At 72.8% G+C, this 24,547-nt stretch carries 22 protein-coding genes; 10 read left to right on the forward strand and 12 right to left on the reverse strand.

Translation table 11 applies throughout. The annotated features are described in order from the left end of the window. Positions 1-231: 231 nt before the first annotated feature. A complete protein-coding gene (locus tag ABT026_RS14595; protein ID WP_351114678.1) occupies positions 232-1,470 on the forward strand; it encodes an AI-2E family transporter in 1,239 nt (412 codons plus the stop codon). A 117-nt stretch (positions 1,471-1,587) separates the two neighbouring features. Here the strand turns inward: ABT026_RS14595 and ahpD are convergent, their stop codons facing one another. Continuing rightward, on the reverse strand, positions 1,588-2,124 hold the full coding sequence (gene ahpD / locus ABT026_RS14600) for an alkylhydroperoxidase, AhpD family (RefSeq protein ID WP_351114681.1): 537 nt from the start codon (positions 2,122-2,124) through the stop codon (positions 1,588-1,590). Between the two features lie 3 nt (positions 2,125-2,127). Further along, on the reverse strand, positions 2,128-2,682 hold the full coding sequence (locus ABT026_RS14605; protein ID WP_351114682.1) for a peroxiredoxin: 555 nt from the start codon (positions 2,680-2,682) through the stop codon (positions 2,128-2,130). Positions 2,683-2,989: 307 nt separating this feature from the next. Between ABT026_RS14605 and ABT026_RS14610 the strand changes: the two genes are divergently transcribed. From ABT026_RS14610 to ABT026_RS14620, 3 genes are read left to right on the forward strand one after another with little or no spacing between them, the layout of a single operon-like run. After that, on the forward strand, positions 2,990-4,249 hold the full coding sequence (locus tag ABT026_RS14610) for a hypothetical protein (RefSeq protein ID WP_351114683.1): 1,260 nt from the start codon (positions 2,990-2,992) through the stop codon (positions 4,247-4,249). A 48-nt stretch (positions 4,250-4,297) separates the two neighbouring features. Continuing rightward, a complete protein-coding gene (locus tag ABT026_RS14615; protein ID WP_351114684.1) occupies positions 4,298-4,702 on the forward strand; it encodes a roadblock/LC7 domain-containing protein in 405 nt (134 codons plus the stop codon). 9 nt (positions 4,703-4,711) lie between these two features. Continuing rightward, positions 4,712-5,137, forward strand: a complete 426-nt coding sequence (locus ABT026_RS14620; protein ID WP_502967976.1) for a hypothetical protein — start codon at positions 4,712-4,714, stop codon at positions 5,135-5,137. A gap of 28 nt (positions 5,138-5,165) precedes the next feature. On the opposite strand, the gene ABT026_RS14625 is transcribed toward ABT026_RS14620, so the two are convergent. Both ABT026_RS14625 and ABT026_RS14630 read right to left on the reverse strand, forming a co-directional pair. Then, on the reverse strand, positions 5,166-5,501 hold the full coding sequence (locus ABT026_RS14625; RefSeq protein WP_351114685.1) for a type II toxin-antitoxin system antitoxin: 336 nt from the start codon (positions 5,499-5,501) through the stop codon (positions 5,166-5,168). Beyond that, positions 5,498-6,463, reverse strand: a complete 966-nt coding sequence (locus ABT026_RS14630; RefSeq protein WP_351114686.1) for an SPFH domain-containing protein — start codon at positions 6,461-6,463, stop codon at positions 5,498-5,500. Before ABT026_RS14630 ends, ABT026_RS14625 begins: the two co-directional genes overlap by 4 nt. A gap of 298 nt (positions 6,464-6,761) precedes the next feature. Between ABT026_RS14630 and ABT026_RS14635 the strand changes: the two genes are divergently transcribed. After that, positions 6,762-9,002: a transglycosylase domain-containing protein gene (locus ABT026_RS14635; RefSeq protein ID WP_351114687.1), complete on the forward strand. Its 2,241-nt coding sequence runs from the start codon at positions 6,762-6,764 to the stop codon at positions 9,000-9,002. Positions 9,003-9,123: 121 nt separating this feature from the next. On the opposite strand, the gene ABT026_RS14640 is transcribed toward ABT026_RS14635, so the two are convergent. The 3 genes from ABT026_RS14640 to ABT026_RS14650 form a co-directional block, all read right to left on the reverse strand. Further along, a complete protein-coding gene (locus ABT026_RS14640) occupies positions 9,124-11,265 on the reverse strand; it encodes an ATP-binding SpoIIE family protein phosphatase (protein ID WP_351114688.1) in 2,142 nt (713 codons plus the stop codon). Positions 11,266-11,457: 192 nt separating this feature from the next. After that, positions 11,458-12,150, reverse strand: a complete 693-nt coding sequence (gene fomD / locus ABT026_RS14645) for a cytidylyl-2-hydroxypropylphosphonate hydrolase (protein ID WP_351114690.1) — start codon at positions 12,148-12,150, stop codon at positions 11,458-11,460. A gap of 191 nt (positions 12,151-12,341) precedes the next feature. Continuing rightward, positions 12,342-13,793 (reverse strand): class II fumarate hydratase, encoded by a 1,452-nt coding sequence (locus tag ABT026_RS14650; RefSeq protein ID WP_351114692.1) that lies wholly within the window; start codon positions 13,791-13,793, stop codon positions 12,342-12,344. Positions 13,794-14,083: 290 nt separating this feature from the next. On the opposite strand from ABT026_RS14650, the gene ABT026_RS14655 reads away from it, so the two are divergent. Next, complete coding sequence (locus tag ABT026_RS14655; RefSeq protein ID WP_351114693.1) at positions 14,084-15,547, forward strand: ricin-type beta-trefoil lectin domain protein; 1,464 nt, start codon at positions 14,084-14,086, stop codon at positions 15,545-15,547. Between the two features lie 79 nt (positions 15,548-15,626). Here the strand turns inward: ABT026_RS14655 and ABT026_RS14660 are convergent, their stop codons facing one another. After that, entirely contained in the window at positions 15,627-17,291 is a 1,665-nt protein-coding gene (locus ABT026_RS14660; protein ID WP_351114694.1) for a fumarate hydratase, read from the reverse strand. A 244-nt stretch (positions 17,292-17,535) separates the two neighbouring features. On the opposite strand from ABT026_RS14660, the gene ABT026_RS14665 reads away from it, so the two are divergent. Both ABT026_RS14665 and ABT026_RS14670 read left to right on the forward strand, forming a co-directional pair. Then, positions 17,536-18,237 (forward strand): DUF1707 SHOCT-like domain-containing protein, encoded by a 702-nt coding sequence (locus ABT026_RS14665; RefSeq protein WP_351114696.1) that lies wholly within the window; start codon positions 17,536-17,538, stop codon positions 18,235-18,237. A 108-nt stretch (positions 18,238-18,345) separates the two neighbouring features. After that, positions 18,346-18,735 (forward strand): WhiB family transcriptional regulator, encoded by a 390-nt coding sequence (locus tag ABT026_RS14670; protein WP_351114697.1) that lies wholly within the window; start codon positions 18,346-18,348, stop codon positions 18,733-18,735. 101 nt (positions 18,736-18,836) lie between these two features. Here the strand turns inward: ABT026_RS14670 and glpX are convergent, their stop codons facing one another. Beyond that, a complete protein-coding gene (gene glpX, locus ABT026_RS14675; protein ID WP_351114699.1) occupies positions 18,837-19,871 on the reverse strand; it encodes a class II fructose-bisphosphatase in 1,035 nt (344 codons plus the stop codon). Between the two features lie 124 nt (positions 19,872-19,995). Between glpX and ABT026_RS14680 the strand changes: the two genes are divergently transcribed. Next, positions 19,996-20,523, forward strand: coding sequence for a DUF4245 domain-containing protein (locus ABT026_RS14680; protein WP_351114700.1), 528 nt, complete (start codon positions 19,996-19,998; stop codon positions 20,521-20,523). A gap of 151 nt (positions 20,524-20,674) precedes the next feature. Here the strand turns inward: ABT026_RS14680 and ABT026_RS14685 are convergent, their stop codons facing one another. The 3 genes from ABT026_RS14685 to xseA form a co-directional block, all read right to left on the reverse strand. Then, the gene (locus ABT026_RS14685) at positions 20,675-21,271 is read right to left on the reverse strand and encodes a malonic semialdehyde reductase (protein WP_351114702.1); all 597 of its coding nucleotides are present in this window, start codon (positions 21,269-21,271) and stop codon (positions 20,675-20,677) included. Positions 21,272-21,389: 118 nt separating this feature from the next. Then, positions 21,390-21,656, reverse strand: a complete 267-nt coding sequence (locus ABT026_RS14690) for an exodeoxyribonuclease VII small subunit (protein WP_351114703.1) — start codon at positions 21,654-21,656, stop codon at positions 21,390-21,392. An 11-nt stretch (positions 21,657-21,667) separates the two neighbouring features. Further along, on the reverse strand, positions 21,668-22,981 hold the full coding sequence (gene xseA / locus ABT026_RS14695; RefSeq protein WP_351114704.1) for an exodeoxyribonuclease VII large subunit: 1,314 nt from the start codon (positions 22,979-22,981) through the stop codon (positions 21,668-21,670). Positions 22,982-23,175: 194 nt separating this feature from the next. On the opposite strand from xseA, the gene ABT026_RS14700 reads away from it, so the two are divergent. Then, positions 23,176-24,180, forward strand: a complete 1,005-nt coding sequence (locus ABT026_RS14700) for a 4-hydroxy-3-methylbut-2-enyl diphosphate reductase (RefSeq protein ID WP_351114706.1) — start codon at positions 23,176-23,178, stop codon at positions 24,178-24,180. Positions 24,181-24,547 lie beyond the last annotated feature (367 nt).

Below are 24,547 nucleotides of genomic sequence, written 5' to 3' on the forward strand. Positions count from 1 at the left end.
GTGGATCCGTCCGGGCTCGCGGTGTCCATGTCCATGTGCTGGATGCCGGTGCCGTCCTCGGTGAGGTCGAGGCGGGCCACGTGCGGGCCCGGGGGCTTCGCTCCCGGGTCACCGCGCGTTCGTGTGGCAGCCCTTCACCGTCCGACGGTGGGGGGCTGCGGCCATGTACGGTCGTCCACATCAAGCTGACACGCCCGGAGTGACGGGGAGAGACGGGGGCAGAGGACGACCATGGCGCGACTTCCTGACTGGGCGGGCCGGCTCGGCGCCGGACTCAACGCCGCGGGCAAGCGGTGGGAGGAGCGGCGGGCCGAGGTCCGCCGCGACGAGGGCAACGAGTCCGAGCACGAGCCGATCGTCGTGCAGCAGGTCGTGGTGCGGCCCGACCCGGCCCAGGTGGTGCCGTGGGGCCTGCGCGTGGCCGCCGAGGCCGGCTGGCGGCTGCTCGTCCTGGCCGGCACCGTCTGGGTGCTGATGCGGGTGATCAGCTCCGTCCGGCTGATCGTGCTCTCCTTCGCCGGCGCCCTGCTGGTCACCGCACTGCTCCAGCCGCTCGCCGCCCGCCTGATACGCCACGGGCTGCCGCGCGGCGCAGCCACCGCGCTCACCGCCGTGTTCGGCTTCGCGGTGCTGGGCCTGATGGGCTGGTTCGTCACCTGGCAGATCATGGAGAACGCCGACAACCTCTCCGAGCAGGTCCAGGGCGGCATCGACGACCTGCGGCGGTGGCTGCTCAACTCCCCGTTCCACGTGACGGAGGACCAGATCAACGGCATCGCGGAGAACCTCCGCGAGGCGGTCGGCTCCAACACCGAGTCCCTCACCTCGGCCGGGCTCGAGGGCGTCACGGTGGTCGTCGAGGCGCTCACCATGCTGCTGCTGATGATCTTCTGCACGCTGTTCCTGCTGCACGACGGCAAGAAGATCTGGGGCTGGACGCTGAAGCTGGTCCCGGCGGCGGCCCGTTCGGGCGTCGCGGGCGCCGGCCCGATGGCCTGGCGGACGCTCACCGCCTACGTGCGGGGCACGGTGGTGGTGGCGCTGATCGACGCCGTCTTCATCGGCCTGGGCATCTACTTCCTCGACGTGCCGATGGCGGTGCCGCTGGCCGTCGTCATCTTCCTCTTCGCCTTCATCCCGCTGGTCGGCGCCTTCGTCTCCGGGGCGCTGGCGGTGCTGGTCGCGCTGGTCACCCAGGGTGTGTTCGTCGCGGTGATGACGCTGCTGGTGGTGCTGGCGGTCCAGCAGATCGAGGGCCACATCCTTCAGCCGTTCATCCTCGGCCGCGCGGTGCGGGTGCATCCGCTGGCCGTGGTGCTCTCCGTGTCCGCCGGCGGCATGATCGCCGGCATCGGCGGCGCGGTGGTGGCCGTCCCGCTGGTCGCCGTGCTGAACACGGTCGTCTCGTACCTGCACCGGCACGCCCACCGGGCGAGCGGACCGTCCGCCGGGTCGACGGTGGCTCCCTGACCGGGACGGCGGGCGGCGGAAGGACCTGACGGTCTCCTGGCGGGGACCGCTGAGGATTCCGAACGAGTGAGGGGCGGGCGCCGTGTGGCGCCCGCCCCTCCGCGCGCGGGGGACGCGTCAGGAGGACGACATCACGGCCTCGGCCTCGAGGGTGACGGCCACCGCCTGGAGGACCGCCGCGATCTTGGTCGCCTCCTGCACCACCTCGCGGGAGACCCCCGCCTCGCGGAGCTTGTGCTCGTGCGCGTCCAGGCACGCGCCGCAGGCGTTCACCGCGGACACCGCGAACGCCCACAGCTCGAAGTCCGCCCGGTCCACGCCGGGGTCGCCCAGGACGTTCATCCGCAGCCCGGCGCGCAGCGAGCCGTACTCCGGGTCGGAGAGCAGGTGCCGGGTGCGGTAGAAGACGTTGTTCATGGCCATGATGGCCGCGGCCGTCTTCGCCGCCCGGTAGGCCTCCGGCTTCAGGTTCTCCCGCGCCTCCGGCTCGAGTTCGCGCAGCACGAGCGGTGAGCGCGAGGCGATGGCGCAGGCCAGCACCGTCCCCCACAACGCCTGGGCGGGCAGCAGGGAGTTGCCGATCACCGTGCCCAGGTTGAGCCGCAGGTCCTTGGCGTAGTCCGGTATGGCCGACTTCAGTTCCGCGAGCGCCATCGGTCACTCACCCGCCAGCAGGGTGGCCGCGTCCAGGGTGGCCTCGCCCTTGTTCCAGTTGCAGGGGCAGAGCTCGTCGGTCTGGAGGGCGTCCAGCACGCGGAGCACCTCCTGCGGATTCCGGCCCACGGAGCCGGCGGTCACCATCGTGAACTGGATGTCGTTGTTGGGGTCGACGACGAAGACCGCCCGCTGCGCGTACCCGTCCTCGTCCTCGATGCCGAGCGCCCGCATCAGCTCGTGCCGGGGGTCCGCGAGCAGCGGGAAGGGCAGTTCACGCAGGTCGGGGTGGTCCTTGCGCCAGGCGTGGTGGACGAACTCCGAGTCGCCGGAGAAGCCGAGCACCACGGCGTCGCGGTCGGTGAACTCCTCGTTCAGCCGGGCGAAGGCGGCGATCTCGGTCGGGCAGACGAAGGTGAAGTCCTTCGGGTAGGAGAAGACGACCTTCCACTGACCCTCGTAGGTCTTGTGGTCGATCCGCTGGAACTCCCTGCCCTTCTCCAGCGAGACGCAGGCGGTGAGTTCGAATTCAGGGAACTTGTCACCGACAGTGAGCACGGACTCTCCCTTGCGCGGGGGTGGACGTTCCCCGTGATCGTGGCACAGACGGGGGCGTTTCAGGAAATAGGCCAACTCGCGGATTTTGGGGCGTCGGTGTGCCGTGGGGGCGGTGTGAAGATTCCGGTCCCCGATCGGTCGGATGAGCGAAGCATGACGGGTCTCGACTGGCGCGAGCGGTCATCTCGCGTCACCTGACGACAGCTTCGGTCGCATGCGGCCGGTATGCGCCGGGCGGCTGTAGACATTGCCCCCTCAGGGCGACGTGTCAGGCAGATGTGCGACGGCGTATCGGGTCGGGGGTGTGATGACGGGCGTTCTGGACGGGGTGATGGGCGGGGTCCTGGAAGGCGGTGCGCGCGGATCGCTCGACCGGGCCGGCTACGAGCGGCTCTCCCGGTCCCTCGCGGGGTGCGGACGCGAGGAGTTCACCGGGGAGCTGCGCGTGCAGGGCAGACCCGGCGGCAGCTTCCATCTGCGCGGCGGACTGGTCGTCGGGGTGGAGAGCCCCGGCGCGCCCGGCCCGGAGGCGCTGCTGCTGCGGTCCGGCCGGGTCACCGGCGAGCGCTGGACGGAGCTGGTGCGCAGCTCCGGCGGACGGCGCTGGCCGGAGGACGAGCTCGTCGCGGACGGATGCGTGGGGGCGGCCCAGCTGCGGGTGGTCTGCATGCTGGCGCTGCAGGACGCGGCGTTCGCGATGGTGGCGGGGCGGGTGGAGGAGTGCGAGCGGTACGCCCGTGGGGAGGGCGCGGCGGAGCCGGTGGCTCCGGTGGGGGTGGGGGAGACGGCAGGCCGGCTGCTCCAGGAGGCGGTGCGCAAGCTGACCGCCCTGGACGGCATGGCCTGTCCGGTCCGCCCCGAACGCGAGACCCCGGCGGTGACGGCCGGGGCCGAGGCGGCCCTGCGCGAGAGGCTCCTCACCCCGCTGCGTCGTGAGGTCCTGGCCGCCGCCGACGGCCGCAGCACCGCGCGGGACCTGGCCTTCCGGCTGGGCCGCGGGGTCTTCGTCGTCACCGTGGAGGTGGCCCGGCTCCTCGAGGAGCGCCTCCTGCACTGTCCCGGCGGCCCGGCCCCGGTCCGCGTCGGGCCCCTCCCCGGCCTGGGGGTCCTGCCCCGCGTCCAGCTGCCGCCCGCGGGTGTCGCCCCGGTCCCGCCCGCGGACGTCGCCCCGGTTCCGTCCGTGGGCGTTGTCCCGGTCGCGGCTCCGGACCCGGGCCCCGGCGGGTCCCCCACGGCCGCCGGTGCGACGGGTGACGCGAAGCCGCCCGGCCCCGGCGGCGAGGGCACGGCCGGACCACCGTGGGCCCCGGGACCGGTGGGCGGCGGCGACGGGACCCCGGAGGAGGGCGACGGGGACGGCGGCGGGCCCGGGTGGGAGGGCGTGGTGACGCTGGCGCCGGTCACCGAGCCGTCGGGGGTGCGCGCCCGGGCGGACCCCGCGGCCCCGTCCCAGGGGCTGCCGCGGCGCAGGCCCGGGGCCAGCGGGATCACCGAGGCCCTGGGCCGCGGCGGCCGCGGGACGGGCTGGAAAGGGTTCTTCCGCATGGGTGACGAACCCCCGCGATGACGAGACGCGAGACGACGACCACCGGCAACGGGGACAAGGGGAGCGGGCATGGACCACGAGGCGTTGGCCAGGGAGATGCAGGACCTGCGTCGGCAGGTGACCGGCATCACCGACACGGCGGTGGCCGCCGCCGACGGGCTGCTGATCGCGGCGGACACCGCCGCGTCGATCGAGCCGGAGGGCCTCGCCGCCCTAGCGGCCGCGGGCCTCGGCCTCGCCCGCCGCACCACCGACGCCACCGACCGCGGCGTGCTCCGCCGCACGGTGACCTACGGCAGCCACGGCTGCGCGGCCTTCTACGCCGTGGGGGACACGGCCCTGATGGTCGTGCTCGGGGACGAGGGGGTGGACGTCGACCGCCTGAACGCGGCGGTGCTGCCCGCCCTCGACAGGATCGAGTCGATCCTCACCGGCACCACCCGTACCAGCCATTCCACCAGCGCGAGGATGTGACGGAAGAGCATGACCACCAGAACGACGGCAGGCTTCTCGGACCAGGTGATGGGCCTGGTCAAGACCCTGCGCAACGAGGCACCCGAATGCGTCGCGTCCGGCGTCGTCGACATGGCGACCGGCATGTTGCTGGCCTACGAGACCATCGACAACCACCCGCCGGAGGTGCTGGACCTGCTGGCCGGCGCCACCCTGGACCTCTTCCAGGGCCGCACCGTGGTGATGATCGAGGACATCTTCAAGGAGCGCCGCGGGGTCCAGAGCGACAACCACTTCTTCCAGGAGATCCTGGTCAACAGCGACAACCTCACCCACCTGTTCGTGAGGATGACCGAGCAGCAGGACGTGGTCGCCGTCGTCGTCTGCCGCAAGGCGGTCAACGTCGGCATGCTCTTCGCCCAGACCCGCCGCGTCGTGCGCGAGCACGGCCTCTGACCGCCGCCCCGGAGGGCGGCGGCCGCGGTCACTCCCCGCGCGGCCGCCCCCGCCGGGGCATCGGCCCGGCGCCCTTCGGCAGCCGGCCCGCCTCCGCCAGCGCGCGGCGCAGCAGGAACTCGATCTGCGCGTTGGCGGACCGCAGTTCCTCGCCCGCCCACCGCGCCAGCGCGTCGTGCACCAGCGGGTCGAGCCGCAGCAGGACCTGCTTGCGCTCGGCGGTCCGCCGGCGCCGTGCCGGTGGCCGGTCCCCGGAGCCGGACTCCCCGGAGCCGGACTCCTCGGAGCCGGACTCCTCGGAGCCGGACTCCTCGGGGGCGGCTCCGGGCGGCTCCGGCGGACGTTCGTCGTCGCCTTCGCTCACTGGTACAGGGTCCCCGTGTTGAGCACCGGCTGCACGGAGCCGTGGCCGCACAGGACGACCATCAGGTTGGAGACCATCGCGGCCTTGCGCTCCTCGTCGAGCTCCACGATGTCCTGCTCGGCGATCCGGGCGAGCGCCGACTCGACCATGCCGACCGCGCCGTCGACGATCTGCCGCCGGGCCGCGACCACCGCGCCGGCCTGCTGCCGCTGGAGCATCGCGGAGGCGATCTCCGGCGCGTAGGCGAGGTGCGTGAAGCGGGACTCGATGATCTGGACGCCCGCCGCCTCGACCCGCGCGTGCAGCTCCAGGGCCAGCTTCTCGGTGATCTCCTCGGCGTTGCCGCGCAGCGAGAGCTCGCTCTCGCCGTGCGCGTCGTAGGGGTACTCGATCGCGATGTGCCGGACGGCGGCCTCGGTCTGCGTGGAGACGAACTCCAGGAAGTCGTCCACCTCGAACCGGGCCTGCGCGGTGTCCTCGACCCGCCAGACGACCACGGCGGCGAGCTCGATCGGGTTGCCGTAGGCGTCGTTGACCTTGAGGACGGCGGTCTCGTGGTTGCGCACCCGGGTGGAGATCCGGGAGCGGGTGGTGAGCGGGTTCACCCAGCGCAGGCCGTCCTCACGGACCGTGCCGCGGTAGCGGCCGAAGAGCTGGACGACCCGCGCCTCGCCGGGGGCGACCATGTTCAGTCCGGCCATCGCGGCCAGCGAGAGCAGGGCCAGCAGCAGCGCGACCACGATCAGCGCGGCCTGGGCGCCGCCGGAGGCGTTCTCGGCGCCCAGGTAGCCCAGGCCGACCGCGACCAGCACGCCGAGCAGGCCCAGCAGCAGCGCCAGGCCGCCGCCGAGGGAGCGGGCCGGGAACTCCCGGACGCTGGGCCGGGGCATCTCGGGTACGTCGACCGCGCCGAGCGGCGACGGGGCGGGAGGAGGAGTGCCGGGACCGGCGGAATCGGACATGGGAGCCCCCGTTTCGTGTGTGCGTCGCCGAGCGGCGACGATTGATGTTCTATCTAAGTGATATCACTTTTTGCGCGTGACGAAACCCTCCCCGGACCGTCCCGGGCAACCGTTCGGCCGCGTGGGACGTCAGAAACGGTGGAAGTTGAAAGATTCGGGTGCTGATTCTCACGTCCCCAAAAGACCGGATCGACACCCCTTTGTCATGGGGTGCGGGGTACCTTTCGGGACTGGCCGTGCCACCGGCGACCGCCGGGGCCAGGACGACGAACGACGCGAAGCGGGGCGAAAGAGGACCATGGGGCGAGCTGATCTACGACGTGCGCGCCGACCACGGGGCATACGCAGGTTCTTCACCTGGCGGAAGCTGCTCGGCACGTTCCTCGGCGTCTGCCTGCTCGGCATCGGCTCCCTGATAGCCCTGTACCTGCTGGTGGACGTCCCGGACGAGGGCAACGCCCTGGCGGAGAGCCAGAGCAACGTCTACCGCTACAGCAACGGCAAGGTCCTCGCCCAGCGCGGCGAGGTCAACCGGGACGTCGTCGACATCGACGTGGTGCCCGAGCCGGTCCAGCACGCCTTCGTCGCCGCCGAGAACAAGACCTTCTACAAGGACCCCGGCGTCGACATCAAGGGCACCCTCCGCGGCCTGCTGAACACCGCGCAGGGCAAGGGCAAGCAGGGCGGCTCGACGATCACCCAGCAGTACGTGAAGAACTACTACCTCACGCAGGACCAGACCGTCACCCGCAAGATGCGGGAGGTCGTCATCGCGCTGAAGGTGGACCGGCAGATGACCAAGGACGAGATCCTCGCCGGGTACCTCAACACCAGCTACTACGGCCGCGGCGCCTACGGCATCCAGGCCGCCGCCCAGGCCTACTACCGCGTCGACGCCAAGGACCTCACTGTCCGGCAGGGCGCCTACCTGGCCGCGCTGCTGCAGGCGCCCAACCAGTACGACTGGGCGATCGCCTCCAAGACCGGCAAGCGGCTCGCCGAGGACCGCTGGAACTACACGCTCGACAACATGGTCGAGATGAAGTGGCTCGGCGCCTCCGACCGCGCGGGCATGAAGTTCCCGGTGCCCAAGGAGCCGCGCCCCGCGGCCGGCCTCCAGGGCCAGTCCGGCTACCTGGTGCAGCTGGCCAACAAGGAGCTCCAGCGGCAACTGATGGAGACCGAGGGCATCTCCGCCGCCGAGGCCGAGGCCAAGGTCGAGGGCCAGGGCTGGGACGTCACGCTCAACGTCGATCCGAAGAAGCAGCAGGCGCTGGAGAAGGCCGTCAAGCGGCAGCTCACCGGCAAGCTGGACCCCAAGGAGCGCAAGGTCGACGCCGCCGTCCAGGCCGGCGCGGTCTCCGTGGACCCGAAGACCGGACGGATCGTGGCGCTCTACGGCGGCCAGGACTACCTGGAGCACTACTTCAGCAACGCCACCCGCACCGACTACCAGCCCGCGTCGACCTTCAAGCCGATGATCTTCGCGGCGGCGCTGGAGCGGGGCGCGACCACCCAGGACGCCCGGCAGATCACCGCGAACACGATCTACGACGGCACCAGCAAGCGACCTGTCGTCGGCAGCAACATCGCCTTCGCGCCGCCGAACGAGGACGGCGTGAACTACGGCGACATCCCCGTGCAGACCGCGATGAACAAGTCGGTCAACTCCGTGTTCGCCCAGATGGGCGTGGACGTCGGCATGGAAGAGGTGCTGGAGACCGCCGGCCGGGTGGGCATGAACACCGAGAAGCTCAAGCCGCTGCCCGCATACACGCTGGGCTCCATGGGCGCGAGCCCGCTGGAGATGGCCGGGGCCTACGCGACGCTCGCCCGCCACGGCCTGGAGGTCACCCCGACCCTGGTCAAGAAGGCGGAGCAGGGCGGCACCACGGTGGAGATGCCCGACGCCGTCGGTGAGCGGGTCCTCACCCGCAACACCGCCGACACCGTCACCTCGGTCCTGACCGGCGTGGTCGACGACGGCACCGCCCGCACCTCGGTGCGCGACAACCCGGCACGCGCCGGCCAGCAGGTGGCGGGCAAGACGGGCACCTCCGACGGCAACCGGTCGGCCTGGTTCGTCGGCTACACCCCGGACCTGGTCACCTCGGTCGGCCTGTTCGGCGAGGACCCGAAGACCAACGAGCACACGTCGCTCAGCGGGGCCACCGGACTCATCCCCGGCAAGGGACGGATCAACGGCGGCGGCTACCCGGCGCAGATCTGGGCCGACTACACCTTCGGCGTGACCGACGGCTCCGCGCGGTTCGACCTGCGGACCGACCAGGGCGCGGCGGTCGCCCCCACGCCGACCGCGACGCCCTCGCCCACCCCGAGCGAGACGCCGACCGAGACCCCGTCCCCGACCCCGAGCGAGACGGTCACCGAGACGCCGACCGAGACGCCCACCACGGAGCAGCCCTCCGAGCCGGGCCGGCCGACCGACGACGAGACGACGGCCGATCCGCGCCCGGGCCGTCCGACGGACGACGCGGAGGGCCCGGCCGCGGAGGGCGACCTCGGGTTCCTGAGGTAGTGCTCCACAAGCTCCGGCACGACGAGAAGGGCCCCGCCGCGGACAGCGGCGGGGCCCTTCTCGTCGTGCCGCGCAGCCGTCCCGTCAGGGCGGCCGAGCCGGTCAGGGGTGGTTGAGCCGGTCAGGGGTGGTTGAGCTCGAACCAGACCGCCTTGCCCGCGGACAGCCGGGTGGCGCCCCACCGGCGGGCCAGCCGACTCACCAGGTACAGGCCGCGGCCGCCCTCGTCGGTGGCCCGCGCCTGCCGCAGCCGCGGCAGCTGCGGGACGTCGTCGACCACCTCGCAGCGCAGCACGTCGGTGCGCAGCAGCCGCAGCGTGATCGGCCGGTTCGAGTACCGGACGGCGTTGGTCACCACCTCGCTGACGAGCAGCTGGACCGAGTCGGTCAGCGCCTCCAGCCCCCAGTTCTCCAGGGCCGTCCGGGCCAGCCGCCGCGCCTGGCCCGGCGCCGCGTTCTCCGGGTACAGCTCCCAGGACGCCACGTCGCTGGGAGCGATCCCCTCGAACCGCGCGGCGAGCAGCGCGATGTCGTCGTCGCGGTCCCCGGGACCCAGCATGTCCAGCACCTCGTCGCACAGCGCCTCCAGCGGCGGTGCGTGGTCCTGGCCGGTGAGCCGGGCGGTGGCCTCCAGCTTGTCCCGCAGCTGCTCTATGCCGGTCCACACGTCGCGCAGCCGCGACTCGACCAGGCCGTCGGTGTACAGCAGCAGCGTCGCCCCGGCCGGGGCGTCCAGCTCGACGGCCTCGAAGTCGACCCCGCCCACGCCGATCGGCGCACCGGCCGGCACCTCCAGCACCTCGGCCCGGCCGTCCATGTGCAGCAGGACCGGCGGCGGGTGGCCGGCGTTGGCGATGGTGATGCGGTGCGCGACCGGGTCGTAGACCGTGTACAGGCAGGTCGCCATCCGGTCGGTGCCCAGCCGCTGCGCCTGCTCGTCCAGGTGGTGCAGGACCTCCTGCGGCGGCAGGTCGAGCCCGGCCAGGGTCTGCGCCGTGGTCCGCAGCTGGCCCATGATCGCCGCGGAGGTCATCGAGTGGCCCATCACGTCGCCGACCACCAGGGCGACCCGGCTGCCGGGCAGCGGGATCGCGTCGTACCAGTCGCCGCCCACCCGGGCGGTCTGGGCGGCCGGCAGGTAGCGGGAGGCCAGGCGCACCCCGGTCGGGCGGGGCAGGGTCTCCGGGAGCATGGTGCGCTGGAGCTCGTCGGCGATGTACGCCTCACGGCCGTAGAGCACCGCCTTGTCGATGCCCAGCGCGCTGTGCGTGGCCAGCTGGGCGGCGACCAGCAGGTCGTCGCCCTCGAACGGGATGCGCTCGGGGCCGCGCAGGAACACCGCCGCGCCGATCACCCGGCGGCGGCCGCGCAGCGGGGCCAGGATGGCGTGCTGGCCGGTGGCCACCGCGTCGGCGCCCTCGCCGAGCAGCCCGGACAGCGCCTCACGGGCGGACGGCGAGTCGGCGAACACGGGGCGGACCCCGCGCAGCACCTCGTCCAGCGGGCTGCCCGGCGGCACCTCCGCGTCCGGCGCCTCGCCGGTGGCCAGCGCGGGAAGCGCGGGCAGCGGGTCGGGGGCGCCGGACACCCGGTCGGGCGGGATGCGGTCGGTGCGGCGCAGCCGCAGCACCACCGGACCGGCGGGCCGCTCGTCGCCCACCGGCAGCGGCTCGCGCAGGTGGACCAGGATGGCGTCGGCGAAGGCGGGCACGGTCGCCCGGCACAGGCCCATCACGATCTCGTCGAGGTCCATGCCGCGCGCGATGCGCCTCGTGGCCGCGCCGACGAACCGCAGGCGCTCGCCGTCACGCCGCATGGGGACCGGGCCCGAGCCCGGCCCGGCCGCGCGGCCGCTGCGGCGGTCCTTCCCGGCGGGCGCGCCGGAGCCGCCCGGGCCGCCGGACGGGTCGGGCGCGCCGGACGGGGACGACGCGGGCGGAGCCGCCTTCGCCGCCGTGGTCTTCACCGGCGGGACGCCGCGGCCGCTGCCCCGGCCGCCGCCCTTGCCCTTGCCGCCGGAGGCCTGCTTGGCGGACCGGCGGCGGGACGGCTTGGGCTGCGCGGGGATGGAGTCGGGTGCGGGGCGTGGACGCGGAGCGTCGGCGGGGTCGGCGCCCGTCTCCGGCTGACTGTGCTCGGACCGGGCGTCGGCGGCGCCCTGGCGCCGGTCGCGCGGCGCCGTGGACCGGGCCGGGCCTGCGCCGGGGCGCACGGAGGCCGGGGTGTCGGGTGTGGAGTGCTCCGTCACGCTTGTCGAATCCATCCGTCCGGGGCCGCCAAAGGCCAATCCCGTGCTCGCCGGCCCTCACCGGCGCCGCCCTCGCGAACCTTCTCCCTCGTCCCTGCCACCTGGGCCTGACCTGACGTCAACCCCCGGGAAAACACTTGCCGTTGCCCGCCGGGCGCGTACCGGAGGACGATCCTACGGTTCGGCCCCCACGATGCATCAAGGGTCTCACGAGGAGACGTGCGCGGGCGTGCGGTCCCAGTCATCCGGCAAGGACGGAACCGTCCAGGCCGGGTCGGGCCGCCAGTTCTCCCACCCGTCGCAGAACGGCGAGCCCCAGGCGCGCACCACCTCCACCGCCTGCCGCCCCGCCTCCCGGACGCGCACCGCGGTGCCCGCGTCCATCAGCCCGGCGCGCTGCGCCTCGGCGAACTCGTCCTCGTCCTGCCACGCCCAGGCGCGGTCCGGGCCGACGACGACGTCCAGGAAGTGGTCCTCGGAGTCCACACCGCCCGCCCAGCGGGCCAGCGGCTCCTCCAGGTTGACGTACCAGTTCTTGAACCGCCAGCCCGATTCCCAGAACAACCACACCGACCAGGGACGCCCGGGCTGCGCCAGCTTCAGCACCCCGGTGCCGAACCAGTGGGCGCGGCGGGTGGCACGGGGCTTGGTGTAGCGCGACTCCAGCGGCTCCCGGTGGACCGGGGTGCCGTCGGCCAGCACCGGTCTGACGCACTCGGTGTCCGGGGCCAGCCAGACCGCCAGCAGTTCGGCGTCGTCACGGACCACGGTGACGGGCCGGCAGATGTGGAAGCCGCTCCCGGCGTTCTCCCGGTACCGCCACAGGATGTGACTGCCGGGGGACCAGTACTCCGTCGCCCCGCTCCCGTCCCGCCGTGCCGCTCCGCAGTCTGCTGTCATGGGCCGATCCTAGGCGTCGTCCCGGCCCGCCCGCTGCGGTGCGGATCACGCGCGTTCACGCGGCGCGCCGGGGAGCGGCACCCCGGGACGCGCCGCAGGGACGGTGCCTGCGGCGCCGTCGGAGGGGCGGTGCCGGCGGCCCGGGGACGGTCCCTGCCGTCCGGCGGGACCGTCCCCGGGCCGCCGGGAGGTCAGGGACGGGTCATCCGCAGCACGTCCAGGGCCTCGTCCAGCTGCTCCAGCGTGAGGTCGCCGCGGTCCACGTAACCGCCCTCCAGCACCACCTGACGGATGGTGCGCCGCTCCGCGAGCGCCCGCTTGGCCACCTTCGCCGCCTCCTCGTAGCCGATGTACCGGTTGAGCGGCGTGACCACCGACGGCGAGGACTCGGCGTACTCCAGGGCGCGTTCGCGGTGCGCGACGATCCCGTCCACCGTCCGGTCGGCCAGCAGCCGGGAGGCGTTGGCGAGCAGCCGCACCGACTCCAGCACGTTCTTGGCGATCACCGGCAGCATCACGTTCAGCTCGAAGTTGCCCGCGGCGCCCGCCCAGGCGACGGTGGCGTCGTTGCCGACCACCTGCGCGGCCACCATCAGGACCGCCTCCGGCACCACGGGGTTGACCTTGCCCGGCATGATCGACGAGCCGGGCTGGAGGTCGGGCAGGCTGATCTCCGCGAGGCCGGTGCGGGGTCCCGAGGACATCCAGCGCAGGTCGTTGCAGATCTTGGTCAGGCTCACCGCCACGGTCCGCAGCTGCCCGCTGGTCTCCACGACGCCGTCCCGGGCGCTCTGCGCCTCGAAGTGGTCGCGGGCCTCGGTGAGCGGCAGCCCGGTGTCCCGGGCGATCTCGGCGATCACCGCCGCCGAGAAGCCGGGCGGGATGTTGATGCCGGTGCCGACCGCCGTGCCGCCCAGCGGGAGCTCCGCCAGGCGCGGCAGCGAGGCGCGCAGCCGCTCCACGCCGTACCGGACCTGCGCCGCGTAGCCGCCGAACTCCTGCCCGAGGGTCACCGGGGTGGCGTCCATCAGGTGGGTCCGGCCGGCCTTCACCGCGTCGGCGAACTCCTCCGCCTTGCGCTCCAGCGCGCCCGCCAGGTGCTCCAGCGCGGGGATCAGGTCCCGGGTGACCGCGGCCGTGGCCGCGATGTGGAGGGAGGAGGGGAAGACGTCGTTCGAGGACTGGGAGGCGTTCACATGGTCGTTGGGGTGGACGTCCCGGCCGAGCCGCTCGGACGCCAGGGACGCGATCACCTCGTTCATGTTCATGTTGGAGGAGGTCCCCGAGCCGGTCTGGAAGACGTCCACCGGGAAGTGGTCGTCCCACGCGCCCCCGGCGACCTCGGCGGCCACCGCGCGGATCGCCTCGGCCACCGTGCCGTCCAGCACGCCCAGTTCGGCGTTGACCTTCGCGGCGGCGCCCTTGATCCGGGCCAGCGCCTCGATGTGGGCGCGCTCCAGCCGCTGCCCCGAGACGGGGAAGTTCTCCACCGCGCGCTGCGTCTGCGCCCGCCACCTGGCCGTGGCGGGGACCCGCACCTCGCCCATGGAGTCGTGCTCGACGCGCCACTGCCCGGCCTGCCCCTCGGCGCCGGGCCCGTCGAACCCGTCCGCCGCGGCTTCCCGTTCGGTCCCGCTCGTCATCGTCGTCCCTTTCCTCACCCGGGATTCCACCGGCCGGGGCGCCGGCCGGTCCGCCGCACGCCTCCCCCTTCAACCGGTTGACCGGTTCGTCCTCTTCCCAACCGCCCCTACCCGCCAGTACACACCCAAGGGGACATCCGAACGGGACATCGGACCATTCAGGAGGCGTCGTGCACCGCACAGCACCCAGGAACGGCCCCGGCACCGGACACGGCACACGAAGCGGTGGCGGCCACCGCCCAAGACTCGCCGCCCGGCGCGGTGTCGGCCGTGCGGCGGCGGCCTTCGCGGTGGCGGCCACCGCCCTGCTGGGGCTGCCGGCGCCCGGAGCCTCCGCCGCTCCGGCCGCGGCTGCCTCCACACCGCTGCCGTCCGCGCTCGAGGCGATCCGCGCGGCCGAGGCGGTCACCCTCTACGGCGACCCCGCCGAACGCCCCCTCGACCAGCGCAGGACCTCACTGATCTCGCTGGGCGACAGCGAGATCTCCGGCGAGGGCGTCGGCAACTACGAGTCGCCCACCGACGGCCCGGACAACTGGTGCCACCGCTCCAAGGACGCGGCGATCCACCGCACCGGCATCCCCGCCGACGTCACCTACAACGTGTCCTGCTCCGGGGCGAGCACCGTCAACCTGCGCCTCGGCGGCTCCGCGCAGTACGCCGACGAACTCCCGCAGAGCGACAACCTGGCCGTCAAGGCGCGCAACACCAAGGTCAAGATGATCGTGGTCGTGGTCGGCGCCAACGACGACCTGCGGTTCGGCCCGGTGGTCACCGACTGCACGCTGGACTGGCTGCTGCTCCAGGGGCCCTGCTCGCCCGAGCTCCGGGCCGGCTGGCAGGCCCGGGTGGACGGCCTGGTGCCCAAGGTGACCTCGACGGTGAACGACCTGCGCACCGTGATGCGCGACGCGGGCTACGCCGACAGCGCCTACAAACTGGTCCTGATGGGCTACCCCAGCCCGGGAGGCCCCGACATCCGCGACAACCCCGACTTCCCCGGGAAGCTGGCCGGGGGCTGCACCCTGGCCGACGAGGACCTCGCCTGGGCGCGGAACGAGGCGGTCCCCTCGTTCGAACGCGGCATCCGGCAGGCGGCCCGGGCGAGCGGGGCGTACTACCTGGACAACTCGCGGCTCTTCCACGGCCACGAGATCTGCATGGAGGAGACCTGGGTGCGCGGCCTGACGGTCGCCTCCAACCCGTTCCCGCCGGACGAGAACGCGGTGCGCCAGTCCTTCCACCCGAACCACCGCGGCCACACGGCCTTCGCCGCGTGCTTCCGGCAGTTCTACGACTCGGCCTCCCGTGAGGGCAGTTGCGCCGACCCGGCGGGCCCGGCCGGGGTCCAGGTGATCGACGGGGCCTGGGACGACAAGTTCCGTCCGCTGCGCAACGAGGCGACCGGCACCTGCCTGGACGCCGCGAACGTCTCCAGCCGCAACGACACCGCCGTCACCGGATACGGCTGCCACGGGCAGCGCAACCAGGACTGGTGGTACGACGGCACGCGCGGGACGGTCCACACCGCGCTCTCCCACGACCGCTGCCTGGACGTCCGCGGCGGCAGTGTCACGGCCGGGACCCGGCTGGTCCTGTGGGACTGCCACGGGGACGCCAACCAGCGGTTCGTGCGGCAGAGCGGCACGCTGCGGCCCGCCTCGGCCACCGGGCTGTGCCTGACGCTGCCCTCGGCCACGGCCGACCTGGTGCTGCGGAGCTGCACGGGGGCGGCGAACCAGCGGTTCGCCTGAGCCGCGCCCCGACGCGCGCGTGCGGCGTGCACCCCGCTGTTCGGGGCGCACGCCGCACGGCGTGGATGCCGGATCCGGTTCAGAGACCGGGGCCGCGGACCGGGATGGAGGTGAAGGTGGGGGCGGGCGCCGGGTTCTGGAAGAAGTCGTTGCCCTTGTCGTCGACCACGACGAAGGCCGGGAAGTCCTCGACCTCGATCCGCCAGACCGCCTCCATGCCGAGCTCCTCGTACTCCAGGACCTCGACCTTCTTGATGCAGTCCTGCGCCAGGCGCGCCGCGGGGCCGCCGATGGAGCCCAGGTAGAAGCCGCCGTGCGCGGCGCAGGCGTCGGTGACCTGCTGCGAGCGGTTGCCCTTGGCCAGCATGACCTTGGAGCCGCCCGCGGCCTGGAACTGCTCGACGTACGAGTCCATCCGGCCGGCCGTGGTGGGGCCGAAGGAGCCGGAGGCGAAGCCCTCGGGGGTCTTCGCGGGGCCCGCGTAGTAGACCGGGTGGTCCTTCAGGTACTGCGGCATGCCCTCGCCGGCGTCCAGGCGCTCCTTGATCTTGGCGTGCGCGATGTCGCGGGCGACGACCAGCGGGCCGGTGAGCGACAGGCGGGTCTTGACCGGGTGCCTGGTCAGCTCGGCGAGGATCTCGTCCATCGGCCGGTTGAGGTCGATCTTCACGACGTCGCCGGACTGGATGAGGTCCGCCTCGGTGGTGTCCGGGAGGAAGCGCGCCGGGTCCTTCTCCAGCTGCTCCAGGAAGACGCCCTCGGCGGTGATCTTCGCGACGGCCTGACGGTCCGCGGAGCAGGAGACCGCGAGCGCGACCGGGCAGGAGGCGCCGTGGCGGGGGAGGCGGATGACGCGGACGTCGTGGCAGAAGTACTTGCCGCCGAACTGGGCGCCGATGCCGAGCTCGCGGGTGAGCTCGAAGACCTTCTCCTCCAGCTCGGTGTCCCGGAAGCCGTGCCCCAGCTCGGAGCCCTCGGTGGGGATGTTGTCCAGGTAGTGCGCCGAGGCGTACTTGGCGGTCTTGAGCGCGAACTCGGCCGAGGTGCCGCCGACGACGATCGCCAGGTGGTACGGCGGGCAGGCCGCGGTGCCCAGCGAGCGGATCTTCTCCTCCAGGAACTTCATCATGGAGGCCTCGTTGAGGACCGCCTTGGTCTCCTGGTAGAGGAACGACTTGTTGGCCGAGCCGCCGCCCTTGGCCATGAAGAGGAACTTGTAGGCGCCGCCGTCGGTCGCGTACAGCTCGATCTGCGCGGGCAGGTTGGAACCGGTGTTCTTCTCCTCCCACATGGTGATCGGGGCCATCTGGGAGTAGCGCAGGTTGAGGTTGCGGTAGGCGTCGTAGATGCCGCGGGACAGGGCCTCCTCGTCACCGCCCTCGGTCAGCACGTTCTGGCCGCGCTTGCCCATCACGATCGCGGTGCCGGTGTCCTGGCACATGGGCAGCACGCCGGCCGCCGCGATGTTCGCGTTCTTCAGCAGGTCCAGGGCGACGAACTTGTCGTTGGCGGACGCCTCGGGGTCCTCGATGATCTTGCGGAGCTGGGCGAGGTGCTCGGGGCGCAGGTAGTGCTGGATGTCGTGCACCGCCTCCTCGGCGAGCTTGCGCAGCGCCTCCGGCTCCACCTTGAGGAACGTGCGGCCGTCGGCCTCGAAGGTCGACACGCCCTCGGAGGTCACCAGCCGGTAAGGGGTGGTGTCCTCTCCCGCGGGGAGCAGATCGGTGTACGCGAACTCAGGCATCTTCGCCCATTTCCTCACTCGAAAGACGGCCGGTGCCCACCAGCCTAAGACGTGGGCGGGAGGCCGCCGCTGTGAGGTAGGGCTCGTCCGCCGCCTCGGGGTCCCGGGGTCCCGGGGCCCCGGCCCGTCGGCGCTCCCGGCCCGCGGGGTCTTCGGTCGGGCGGGCCGGTCGTGCGAGCCGGTCGCGCGAACATCCCCCTTCCGGAGGATGTTCGCGATACATCGCGACTGCTAGCCTCGGGATGTGGACCTTCACAAGAACCTTGAGCTGCGGGCGTCGGACGCCGAGCGGGACCGTGTCGTGGATCAGCTGCGCGAGGCCGTCGCCGAAGGCCGCCTCACGCCCGAGGAGCACGCCGAGCGGGTGGAGGGGGCGCTCGCCGCCCGGACCCTCGGCGAGCTGGAGGAGTACGTGCGCGACCTGCCCGCCGGGCGGGCCGCGCCGGCCCCGGCGCCGGCCTTCTCCCTCGAGTCCCTCCCCGTGGCGGAGGAGAACGTGACGGCGGTGTTCAGCGCCGCCTCCCGTACCGGCCGCTGGCGGGCCGGCCGCCAGATCAACGCCTACGCGATATTCGGCAGCGTCGAGATCGACCTCAGCGAGGCCGTGTTCGAGCACCAGCAGGTCACCGTCAAGGCCGTCTCCGTCTTCGGCAGCGTCGAGGTCTACGTGCCGGAGAACGTCACCCTGCGCGGCACCGGCGGCGGCGTGCTCGGCAACTTCGAGGTGGACACGGCCGACGCCGCGGACCCCAACGCTCCGGTGATCTACGTGGACGGCTGGGCGGTGCTGGGGAACGTCGAGGCGAGGCCGCGCCGGGGGAGCCTGGTGGCCGACATCCGCGACCGGGTGCAGCGGCACCTGGACCGCTCCCGGCACAAGCACCCCGGCGGCGGTCACGGCTCCGGAGCGCGTCGGCATCTGGGCGGCGGCGCACGGGAGTTGTGACGGCGCCGCTGCGTCGCGAGGCGTGTACGGGGTGCATACGGCACGTGCGCGAGGGGTAGTGCTTGACGCATCGCCGCTCGCTCGCGAAACCTTCGTCAGGAGTAGACCGTGCCGCAGCACACGCGTTCGTCCCTGCAGGTCACCAAGGTCGCACAGGTCCCGGTCCAGCGGAGCGCCCGCAGGGAGCGCGACCAGGAGGCCCCCTGGCACACCGAGGCCGTCTGCCGCAGGGACGAGGCGGGACTCTTCTTCGCCCCGTCCAAGGAGCCCACGGCCGCCCGGCTGTCCCGCGAGGAGGCGGCCAAGCGGGTCTGCGCGCAGTGTCCGGTGATGGTGGAGTGCCGTGAGCACGCCCTGCTGCAGCCGGAGCCCTACGGCGTCTGGGGCGGGCTGACGGCTGCCGAGCGTCGCCTGGTGCTGGCGCGCCGGCGGCGGCGGGACATGGACCTCGGCAAGGCCCGTTCCTCGGCGGGCGGGCGGATAGCGGCCGCGGGCTGAGTACGCCCATGGCCCGGCGCCGGCCCGGAACCCCGAAGGGCGCCCCCGCCGCACCAGGAGCGCCCCTCGTCCGCCGCTGATCGTCGGCCTGGTGGACCGGTTTACTTGGCCCGGTCGAAGTCGATCTTGCTGTACGCCCGGAGCTTGCTCAGCCGGTGCTCGGAGTGGATCTCCCGCACCGTGCCCGACTTCGAGCGCATGACGATCGAGGAGGTCGTCGCCGTCTCGGAGCGGTAGCGCACCCCGCGCAGCAGTTCGCCGTCGGTGATGCCGGTGGCGACGAAGAACACGTTCTCGCCGGAGACCAGGTCGTCGGTGGTCAGCACCCGGTCCAGGTCGTGACCGGCCGCGAGTGCCCGCTCCCGCTCCTCCTCGTCCTTCGGCCAGAGCTTGCCCTGGATGGTGCCGCCCAGGCACTTCACCGCGCAGGCCGAGATGATGCCCTCCGGCGTGCCGCCGACGCCCAGCAGCAGGTCGATGCCGGTCCCCTCGCGCAGGGCGAGGATGGAGCCCGCCACGTCGCCGTCGGAGATCAGCTTTATCCGCGCGCCGGTCTCCCGGACGTCCTGGATCAGCTGCTGGTGGCGGGGCCGGTCCAGGATGACCACGGTGACGCTCTCGGGCGTGGAGCGCTTCGCCTTGGCGATCCGGCGGATGTTCACCGACACCGGGGCGTTGATGTCGACGAAGTCGGCCGCCTCCGGGCCGGTGACCAGCTTGTCCATGTAGAAGACCGCCGACGGGTCGAACATCGAGCCCCGGTCGGCGGCGGCCAGCACGGCGATCGCGTTGGTCATGCCCTTGGCGGTGAGGGTGGTGCCGTCGATCGGGTCGACGGCGATGTCGCACTCGGGGCCGGTGCCGTCACCCACCCGCTCGCCGTTGAACAGCATGGGCGCCTCGTCCTTCTCGCCCTCGCCGATGACGACGACACCGTTCATCGAGACGGTCGAGACGAGGGTGCGCATGGCGCGCACCGCGGCGCCGTCGGCGCCGTTCTTGTCACCGCGGCCCACCCAGCGGCCCGCCGCCAGGGCGGCCGCCTCGGTGACCCGGACCAGTTCCAGGGCCAGGTTGCGGTCGGGGGCCTCGGAGGGGACCTCGAGTTCGGACGGGAGCAGATTGTGCTCGGTCATCGGCACCTTCCCTGTATGACGACGGCCGGATGAGGGTCGTTCGCCCCTGACTCTAGCCTCCGAGTGAAATTATGAGCAGAGGACCCCACGGATGAGCGCGTGGCGCACCTGCGACGATAGGGGCGTGGCAGGTATGAAAGGCAAGCAGTCGGTCCGGGACATGGTTCTCTCCCTGGGCCTCATTCTTCTCGCGGCGGGCGTGGTCTACCTCTTCGTCCCGCACGACGACACCGTGCCGGAGCCGAAGCGGGTGGACTACCGGGTGGAGCTCCTGACGGCGCGCCGTGCCGCGCCGTACCCGGTGGCCGCTCCCGAGGCCCTGTCGGACGGCTGGACGGCGACGTCGGTGCGCTACACGGCCGACCACGCGCACTGGCACCTCGGCTTCGCCGACCCGGACGGCGGCTACGCGGCGGTGGAGCAGTCCACGCGGAAGCCGTCGGAGTTCGTGGAGTCCGCCACCCAGGGCGCCTCGAAGGCCGGCACCGAGAGGGTCGCGGGCCAGGACTGGGACCGCTACGAGGGCGACCGGTACGACGCCCTGGTGCTCAAGGAGCAGGGCGTGACCACGGTGGTGACCGGCAGCGCGGGCATGGAGGACCTCACCGTCCTGGCCGAGGCGCTGCGCACCGAGGAGAAGCCCGCGGAGTAGGCGGGACCCCGGCGGCGCGCCTCCCGCGCCGCTGCGTGCCCTGCCGCGCGTCCGCTGCGAGCGTCCTCTGCGTGCACGGGAAAGGCCCCCCACGATGTGCGGGGGGCCTTTCCTGGCGTTCCTGGCGTTCCTGGCGTTCCTGGCGTCCGGCTCAGACGGTGGTGAAGACCTGCTCGTAGGACAGGCGCGGGGCGCGCGGGTAGTGGGCGCCCTCCTCGGTGGTGGGGTGGCCGATGTTGACGACCATCAGCGGCAGGTGGTCGTCGCCGAGGAACTCCTTGCGGATGCCCTCCATGTCGGCGCCGGTCATCGGGCCCGCCGCCAGGCCGGCCGCGCGGAGGCCGATGATGAAGTAGGCGGCCTGCAGCTGCGCGTTGGCGAGTGCGGAACGCTCACGGACCGGGCGCTCGCTGAAGAACATGTCCTTGGCGTTCGGGATCGCCGGGAGCAGCGTGTCGAGCTCCTCGTGGAACTCGGCGTCGGCGGACAGGATCGCCACCACCGGGGCGGTGGCGGTCTTGGCCTTGTTGCCGTCCATCAGCAGCTCGACCAGGCGGGTGCGGGCCTCGGGGGACTGGACCAGCGTCACCCGCAGCGGCGACTGGTTGAAGGCCGTCGGGCCGAACTTGACCAGGTCGTGGACCGCCTTGAGCTGCTCCTCGGTCACCGGCTCGGAGGAGAACTTCTGGGCGGTGTGCGCCTCGCGGAACAGCAGGTCCTGGGCGGCGGGGTCAAGAACGAGAGACATGCGTCAGCCTTTTCGGGGGTCCGGTGGAACGACTCCACTGTAGGACCGAAGAGGTTGAAATTTCAAATAAGACGCAGGGGAGACGCGGGGGAGACGCGGTGGCGCGCCTCGCTGCGTCTCACTGCGCGGTGTCCTCGCCGGACTCCTCGTCCTCCTCGGCCAGCGCCGCGTCCAGGCGCTTGCGGGCGCCCTCCAGCCAGCGGCGGCACACCTTCGCGAGCTCCTCGCCGCGCTCCCACAGCGCCAGCGACTCCTCCAGCGAGGTGCCGCCGGCCTCCAGCCGCCGGACCACCTCGATCAGCTCGTCACGCGCCTGCTCGTAGCCGAGCATCGCCCGGCCGGCCTCGGTCGCCCCGGCGGACTGCTCGTCGGCCCTGCTGCTCATTGCGTCCGTCCTCATGCTTCGGTGTCGTTGGGGTCGGTGTCGGTGTCGGTGGGGGTGTCGCTGGGGTGCGTGTCGGTGCGGACGGCGGCGGGCCCTTCGTCACCGTCTCCCTCCGCCGGAGCGGACGGCAGGACCGTGAACGCGCCGCCGGCGACCCTGGCGCGCAGTGGTTCGCCCGGCGTCACCTCGGCGGGATCGCGGACGACCTGCCCGTCGGGGCGCTGGAGCACCGCGTACCCCCGGCGCAGCGTCTGCGCGGGGGAGAGGGCCACCACCCGGGCGTGGGTGTGGGTCAGCTCGGACTCCGCCCGGTCCAGCAGGTGCCCCAGGGTGCGCCGGGCCCGGTCGGCGAGCGCCGTGACCTGCTCGGCGCGGTCGTCGATCATCCGGTGCGGGTCCTGCATGACTGGTCTGGCCAGCGCGTTCTGCAGACCGCGCTCCTCCCGCGAGACCGCCGCGTCCACGCACCGGCGCGCCCGGTCCCGCAGTTGCCGCACCCGCTCCGCCTCCTCGCCCACGTCCGGCACCACCTTCTTGGCGGCGTCGGTCGGCGTCGAGGCGCGCAGGTCGGCGACGTAGTCCAGCAGCGGGGTGTCCGGCTCGTGGCCGATCGCGGACACCACCGGAGTGCGACAGCCGGCGACCGTGCGGACCAGCTCCTCGTCGGAGAACGGCAGCAGGTCCTCCACGCTGCCGCCGCCGCGCGCCACCACGATGACGTCGACCTCGTCCATGGCGTCCAGCTCCCGCACCGCCCGCACCACCTGCGGCACGGCGTGCACGCCCTGCACGGCGACGTTGCGCACCTCGAAGCGGACGGCGGGCCAGCGGCGGCGGGCGTTCTCCAGGACGTCGCGCTCGGCCGCCGACGCCCGGCCGCAGACCAGGCCGATCAGCTGCGGCAGGAACGGCAGCGGCTTCTTCCGGTCCGCCGCGAACAGCCCCTCCGCCGCCAGGCTCTTCTTCAGCTGCTCCAGCCGCGCCAGCAGTTCTCCCATGCCCACCGGACGGATCTCCGCCGCCCGCAGCGACAGCTCGCCGCGCGGGGCGTACCACTCCGGCTTGGCGTGCACCAGCACCCGGGCGCCCTCGCCGACGATGTCGGCGACCGCGTCGAAGACCTGCCGGAAGCAGGTGACCTTCACCGAGATGTCGTGCGAGGGGTCGCGCAGCGTCATGAACACCACGCCCGCGCCGGGGCGGCGGGAGAGCTGGGTGATCTGCCCCTCCACCCAGACCGCGCCGAGCCGGTCGATCCAGCTCCCGATCAACCGCGAGACCTGGCCGACGGGCAGCGGGGCCTCGGGGGTCGTGTTCACAGCCATGCGCCCGAGCGTAACCGTCGACTCCGACACGAACGGGGCGATGCTCGGGTCCGCCGGCCGGGGGGTGCCGGGGGAGGTGAGCCCAGGATTCGTCGCTCCAGCGCGAATCCTGGGCTCACCTCCCCCGCCCCGGCCCGGCCGCCGGGGCGGGGCGGCGCCGGGCCGGGGCTCGGGGCGGCCCGTACGATGGGCGCATGACCGAGACTCCTGGCCGCCGCCGTGTCCTGCTCGCCTCTCCCCGCGGCTACTGCGCCGGCGTCGACCGCGCAGTGATCGCCGTGGAGAAGGCCCTGGAACAGTACGGGGCCCCGATCTACGTCCGTCACGAGATCGTCCACAACAAGTACGTGGTGCAGACCCTCGAGAAGAAGGGCGCGATCTTCGTCGAGCAGACGGAGGAGGTGCCGCCCGGCAACATCGTGATGTTCTCCGCCCACGGCGTCGCCCCGACCGTGCACGACGAGGCGAAGGCCGGCCGGCTCGCCACCATCGACGCGACCTGCCCCCTGGTGACCAAGGTCCACAAGGAGGCCGTCCGGTTCGCCGACGAGGACTACGACATCCTGCTGATCGGCCACGAGGGCCACGAGGAGGTCATCGGCACCTCCGGCGAGGCCCCCGACCACATCCAGCTCGTCGACGGCCCCGAGGACGTCGCCAAGGTCGAGGTCCGCGACCCGTCGAAGGTCGTCTGGCTCTCCCAGACCACGCTCTCGGTGGACGAGACGATGGAGACGGTCGGCGCGCTCAAGGAGAAGTTCCCGCAGCTGATCTCCCCGCCCAGCGACGACATCTGCTACGCGACGCAGAACCGTCAGCTGGCCGTGAAGGAGATGGGCGCCGCGTCCGAGCTGGTGATCGTGGTCGGCTCGCGCAACTCCTCCAACTCCGTGCGCCTGGTCGAGGTCGCCAAGCTGGCCGGCGCCTCCGCCGCCTACCTGGTCGACTTCGCCGACGAGATCGACGAGAGCTGGCTGGAGGGAGTCACCACGGTGGGTGTCACCTCGGGCGCCTCGGTGCCGGACGTGCTGGTCGAGCAGGTCCTCGAGTACCTGTCCCAGCGGGGCTTCGAGGACGTGGAGATCGTGAAGGCGGCCGAGGAGTCGATCACCTTCTCGCTGCCCAAGGAACTGCGGCGCGACCTCCGCGAGGAGGCGACGGCGCTGGTCGCCGAGCGCACGGGCGGCACGCAGGGCTGACCCCCGCCTGCCGCCGTTTCCCACCCGTCGGAGGGCCCGCGCCTGCGGAAGGCGCGGGCCTTTCGCGTGTCCGCCGCATGTCCGCCCGCACGTCCGCCCGCGTGTCCGCGGGCGCGCTGCGCGTCCCGCCGCCCTTCTGCCCGCCGGGGCCTCGGCGTGTCCGCAGGCCGGTCGCGTCCGCCTCGTGCGGCGCCGCCCCGGTCACCATCACCCGCCGCCGCCGCCGCCGCCGCCGCCATCGCCACCACCGCCGCCTCCGGCGCCACCGCCGTCACTGCCAGCACGGCCGTCACCACCGCCCCCCGGTGGCACCGGAGTCCGCGCCGAGGGCGCCCCGCACGCCGCCCGCGTGTCTTCAGTGCTCCCT

The sequence above is a fragment of the Streptomyces sp. NPDC002734 genome (genome assembly GCF_040295685.1).
Lineage (GTDB): Bacteria > Actinomycetota > Actinomycetes > Streptomycetales > Streptomycetaceae > Streptomyces.

Coding starts and splice junctions, on each gene's coding strand:
- ABT026_RS14595 (WP_351114678.1), top strand. CDS start 232: ATGGCGCGACTTCCTGACTGGGCGGGCCGGCTCGGCGCCGGACTCAAC.
- ahpD (WP_351114681.1), bottom strand. CDS start 2,124: ATGGCGCTCGCGGAACTGAAGTCGGCCATACCGGACTACGCCAAGGAC.
- ABT026_RS14610 (WP_351114683.1), top strand. CDS start 2,990: ATGACGGGCGTTCTGGACGGGGTGATGGGCGGGGTCCTGGAAGGCGGT.
- ABT026_RS14615 (WP_351114684.1), top strand. CDS start 4,298: ATGGACCACGAGGCGTTGGCCAGGGAGATGCAGGACCTGCGTCGGCAG.
- ABT026_RS14620 (WP_502967976.1), top strand. CDS start 4,712: ATGACCACCAGAACGACGGCAGGCTTCTCGGACCAGGTGATGGGCCTG.
- ABT026_RS14630 (WP_351114686.1), bottom strand. CDS start 6,463: ATGTCCGATTCCGCCGGTCCCGGCACTCCTCCTCCCGCCCCGTCGCCG.
- ABT026_RS14635 (WP_351114687.1), top strand. CDS start 6,762: ATGGGGCGAGCTGATCTACGACGTGCGCGCCGACCACGGGGCATACGC.
- ABT026_RS14640 (WP_351114688.1), bottom strand. CDS start 11,265: ATGGATTCGACAAGCGTGACGGAGCACTCCACACCCGACACCCCGGCC.
- fomD (WP_351114690.1), bottom strand. CDS start 12,150: ATGACAGCAGACTGCGGAGCGGCACGGCGGGACGGGAGCGGGGCGACG.
- ABT026_RS14650 (WP_351114692.1), bottom strand. CDS start 13,793: ATGACGAGCGGGACCGAACGGGAAGCCGCGGCGGACGGGTTCGACGGG.
- ABT026_RS14660 (WP_351114694.1), bottom strand. CDS start 17,291: ATGCCTGAGTTCGCGTACACCGATCTGCTCCCCGCGGGAGAGGACACC.
- glpX (WP_351114699.1), bottom strand. CDS start 19,871: ATGACCGAGCACAATCTGCTCCCGTCCGAACTCGAGGTCCCCTCCGAG.
- ABT026_RS14685 (WP_351114702.1), bottom strand. CDS start 21,271: ATGTCTCTCGTTCTTGACCCCGCCGCCCAGGACCTGCTGTTCCGCGAG.
- ABT026_RS14690 (WP_351114703.1), bottom strand. CDS start 21,656: ATGAGCAGCAGGGCCGACGAGCAGTCCGCCGGGGCGACCGAGGCCGGC.
- xseA (WP_351114704.1), bottom strand. CDS start 22,981: ATGGCTGTGAACACGACCCCCGAGGCCCCGCTGCCCGTCGGCCAGGTC.
- ABT026_RS14700 (WP_351114706.1), top strand. CDS start 23,176: ATGACCGAGACTCCTGGCCGCCGCCGTGTCCTGCTCGCCTCTCCCCGC.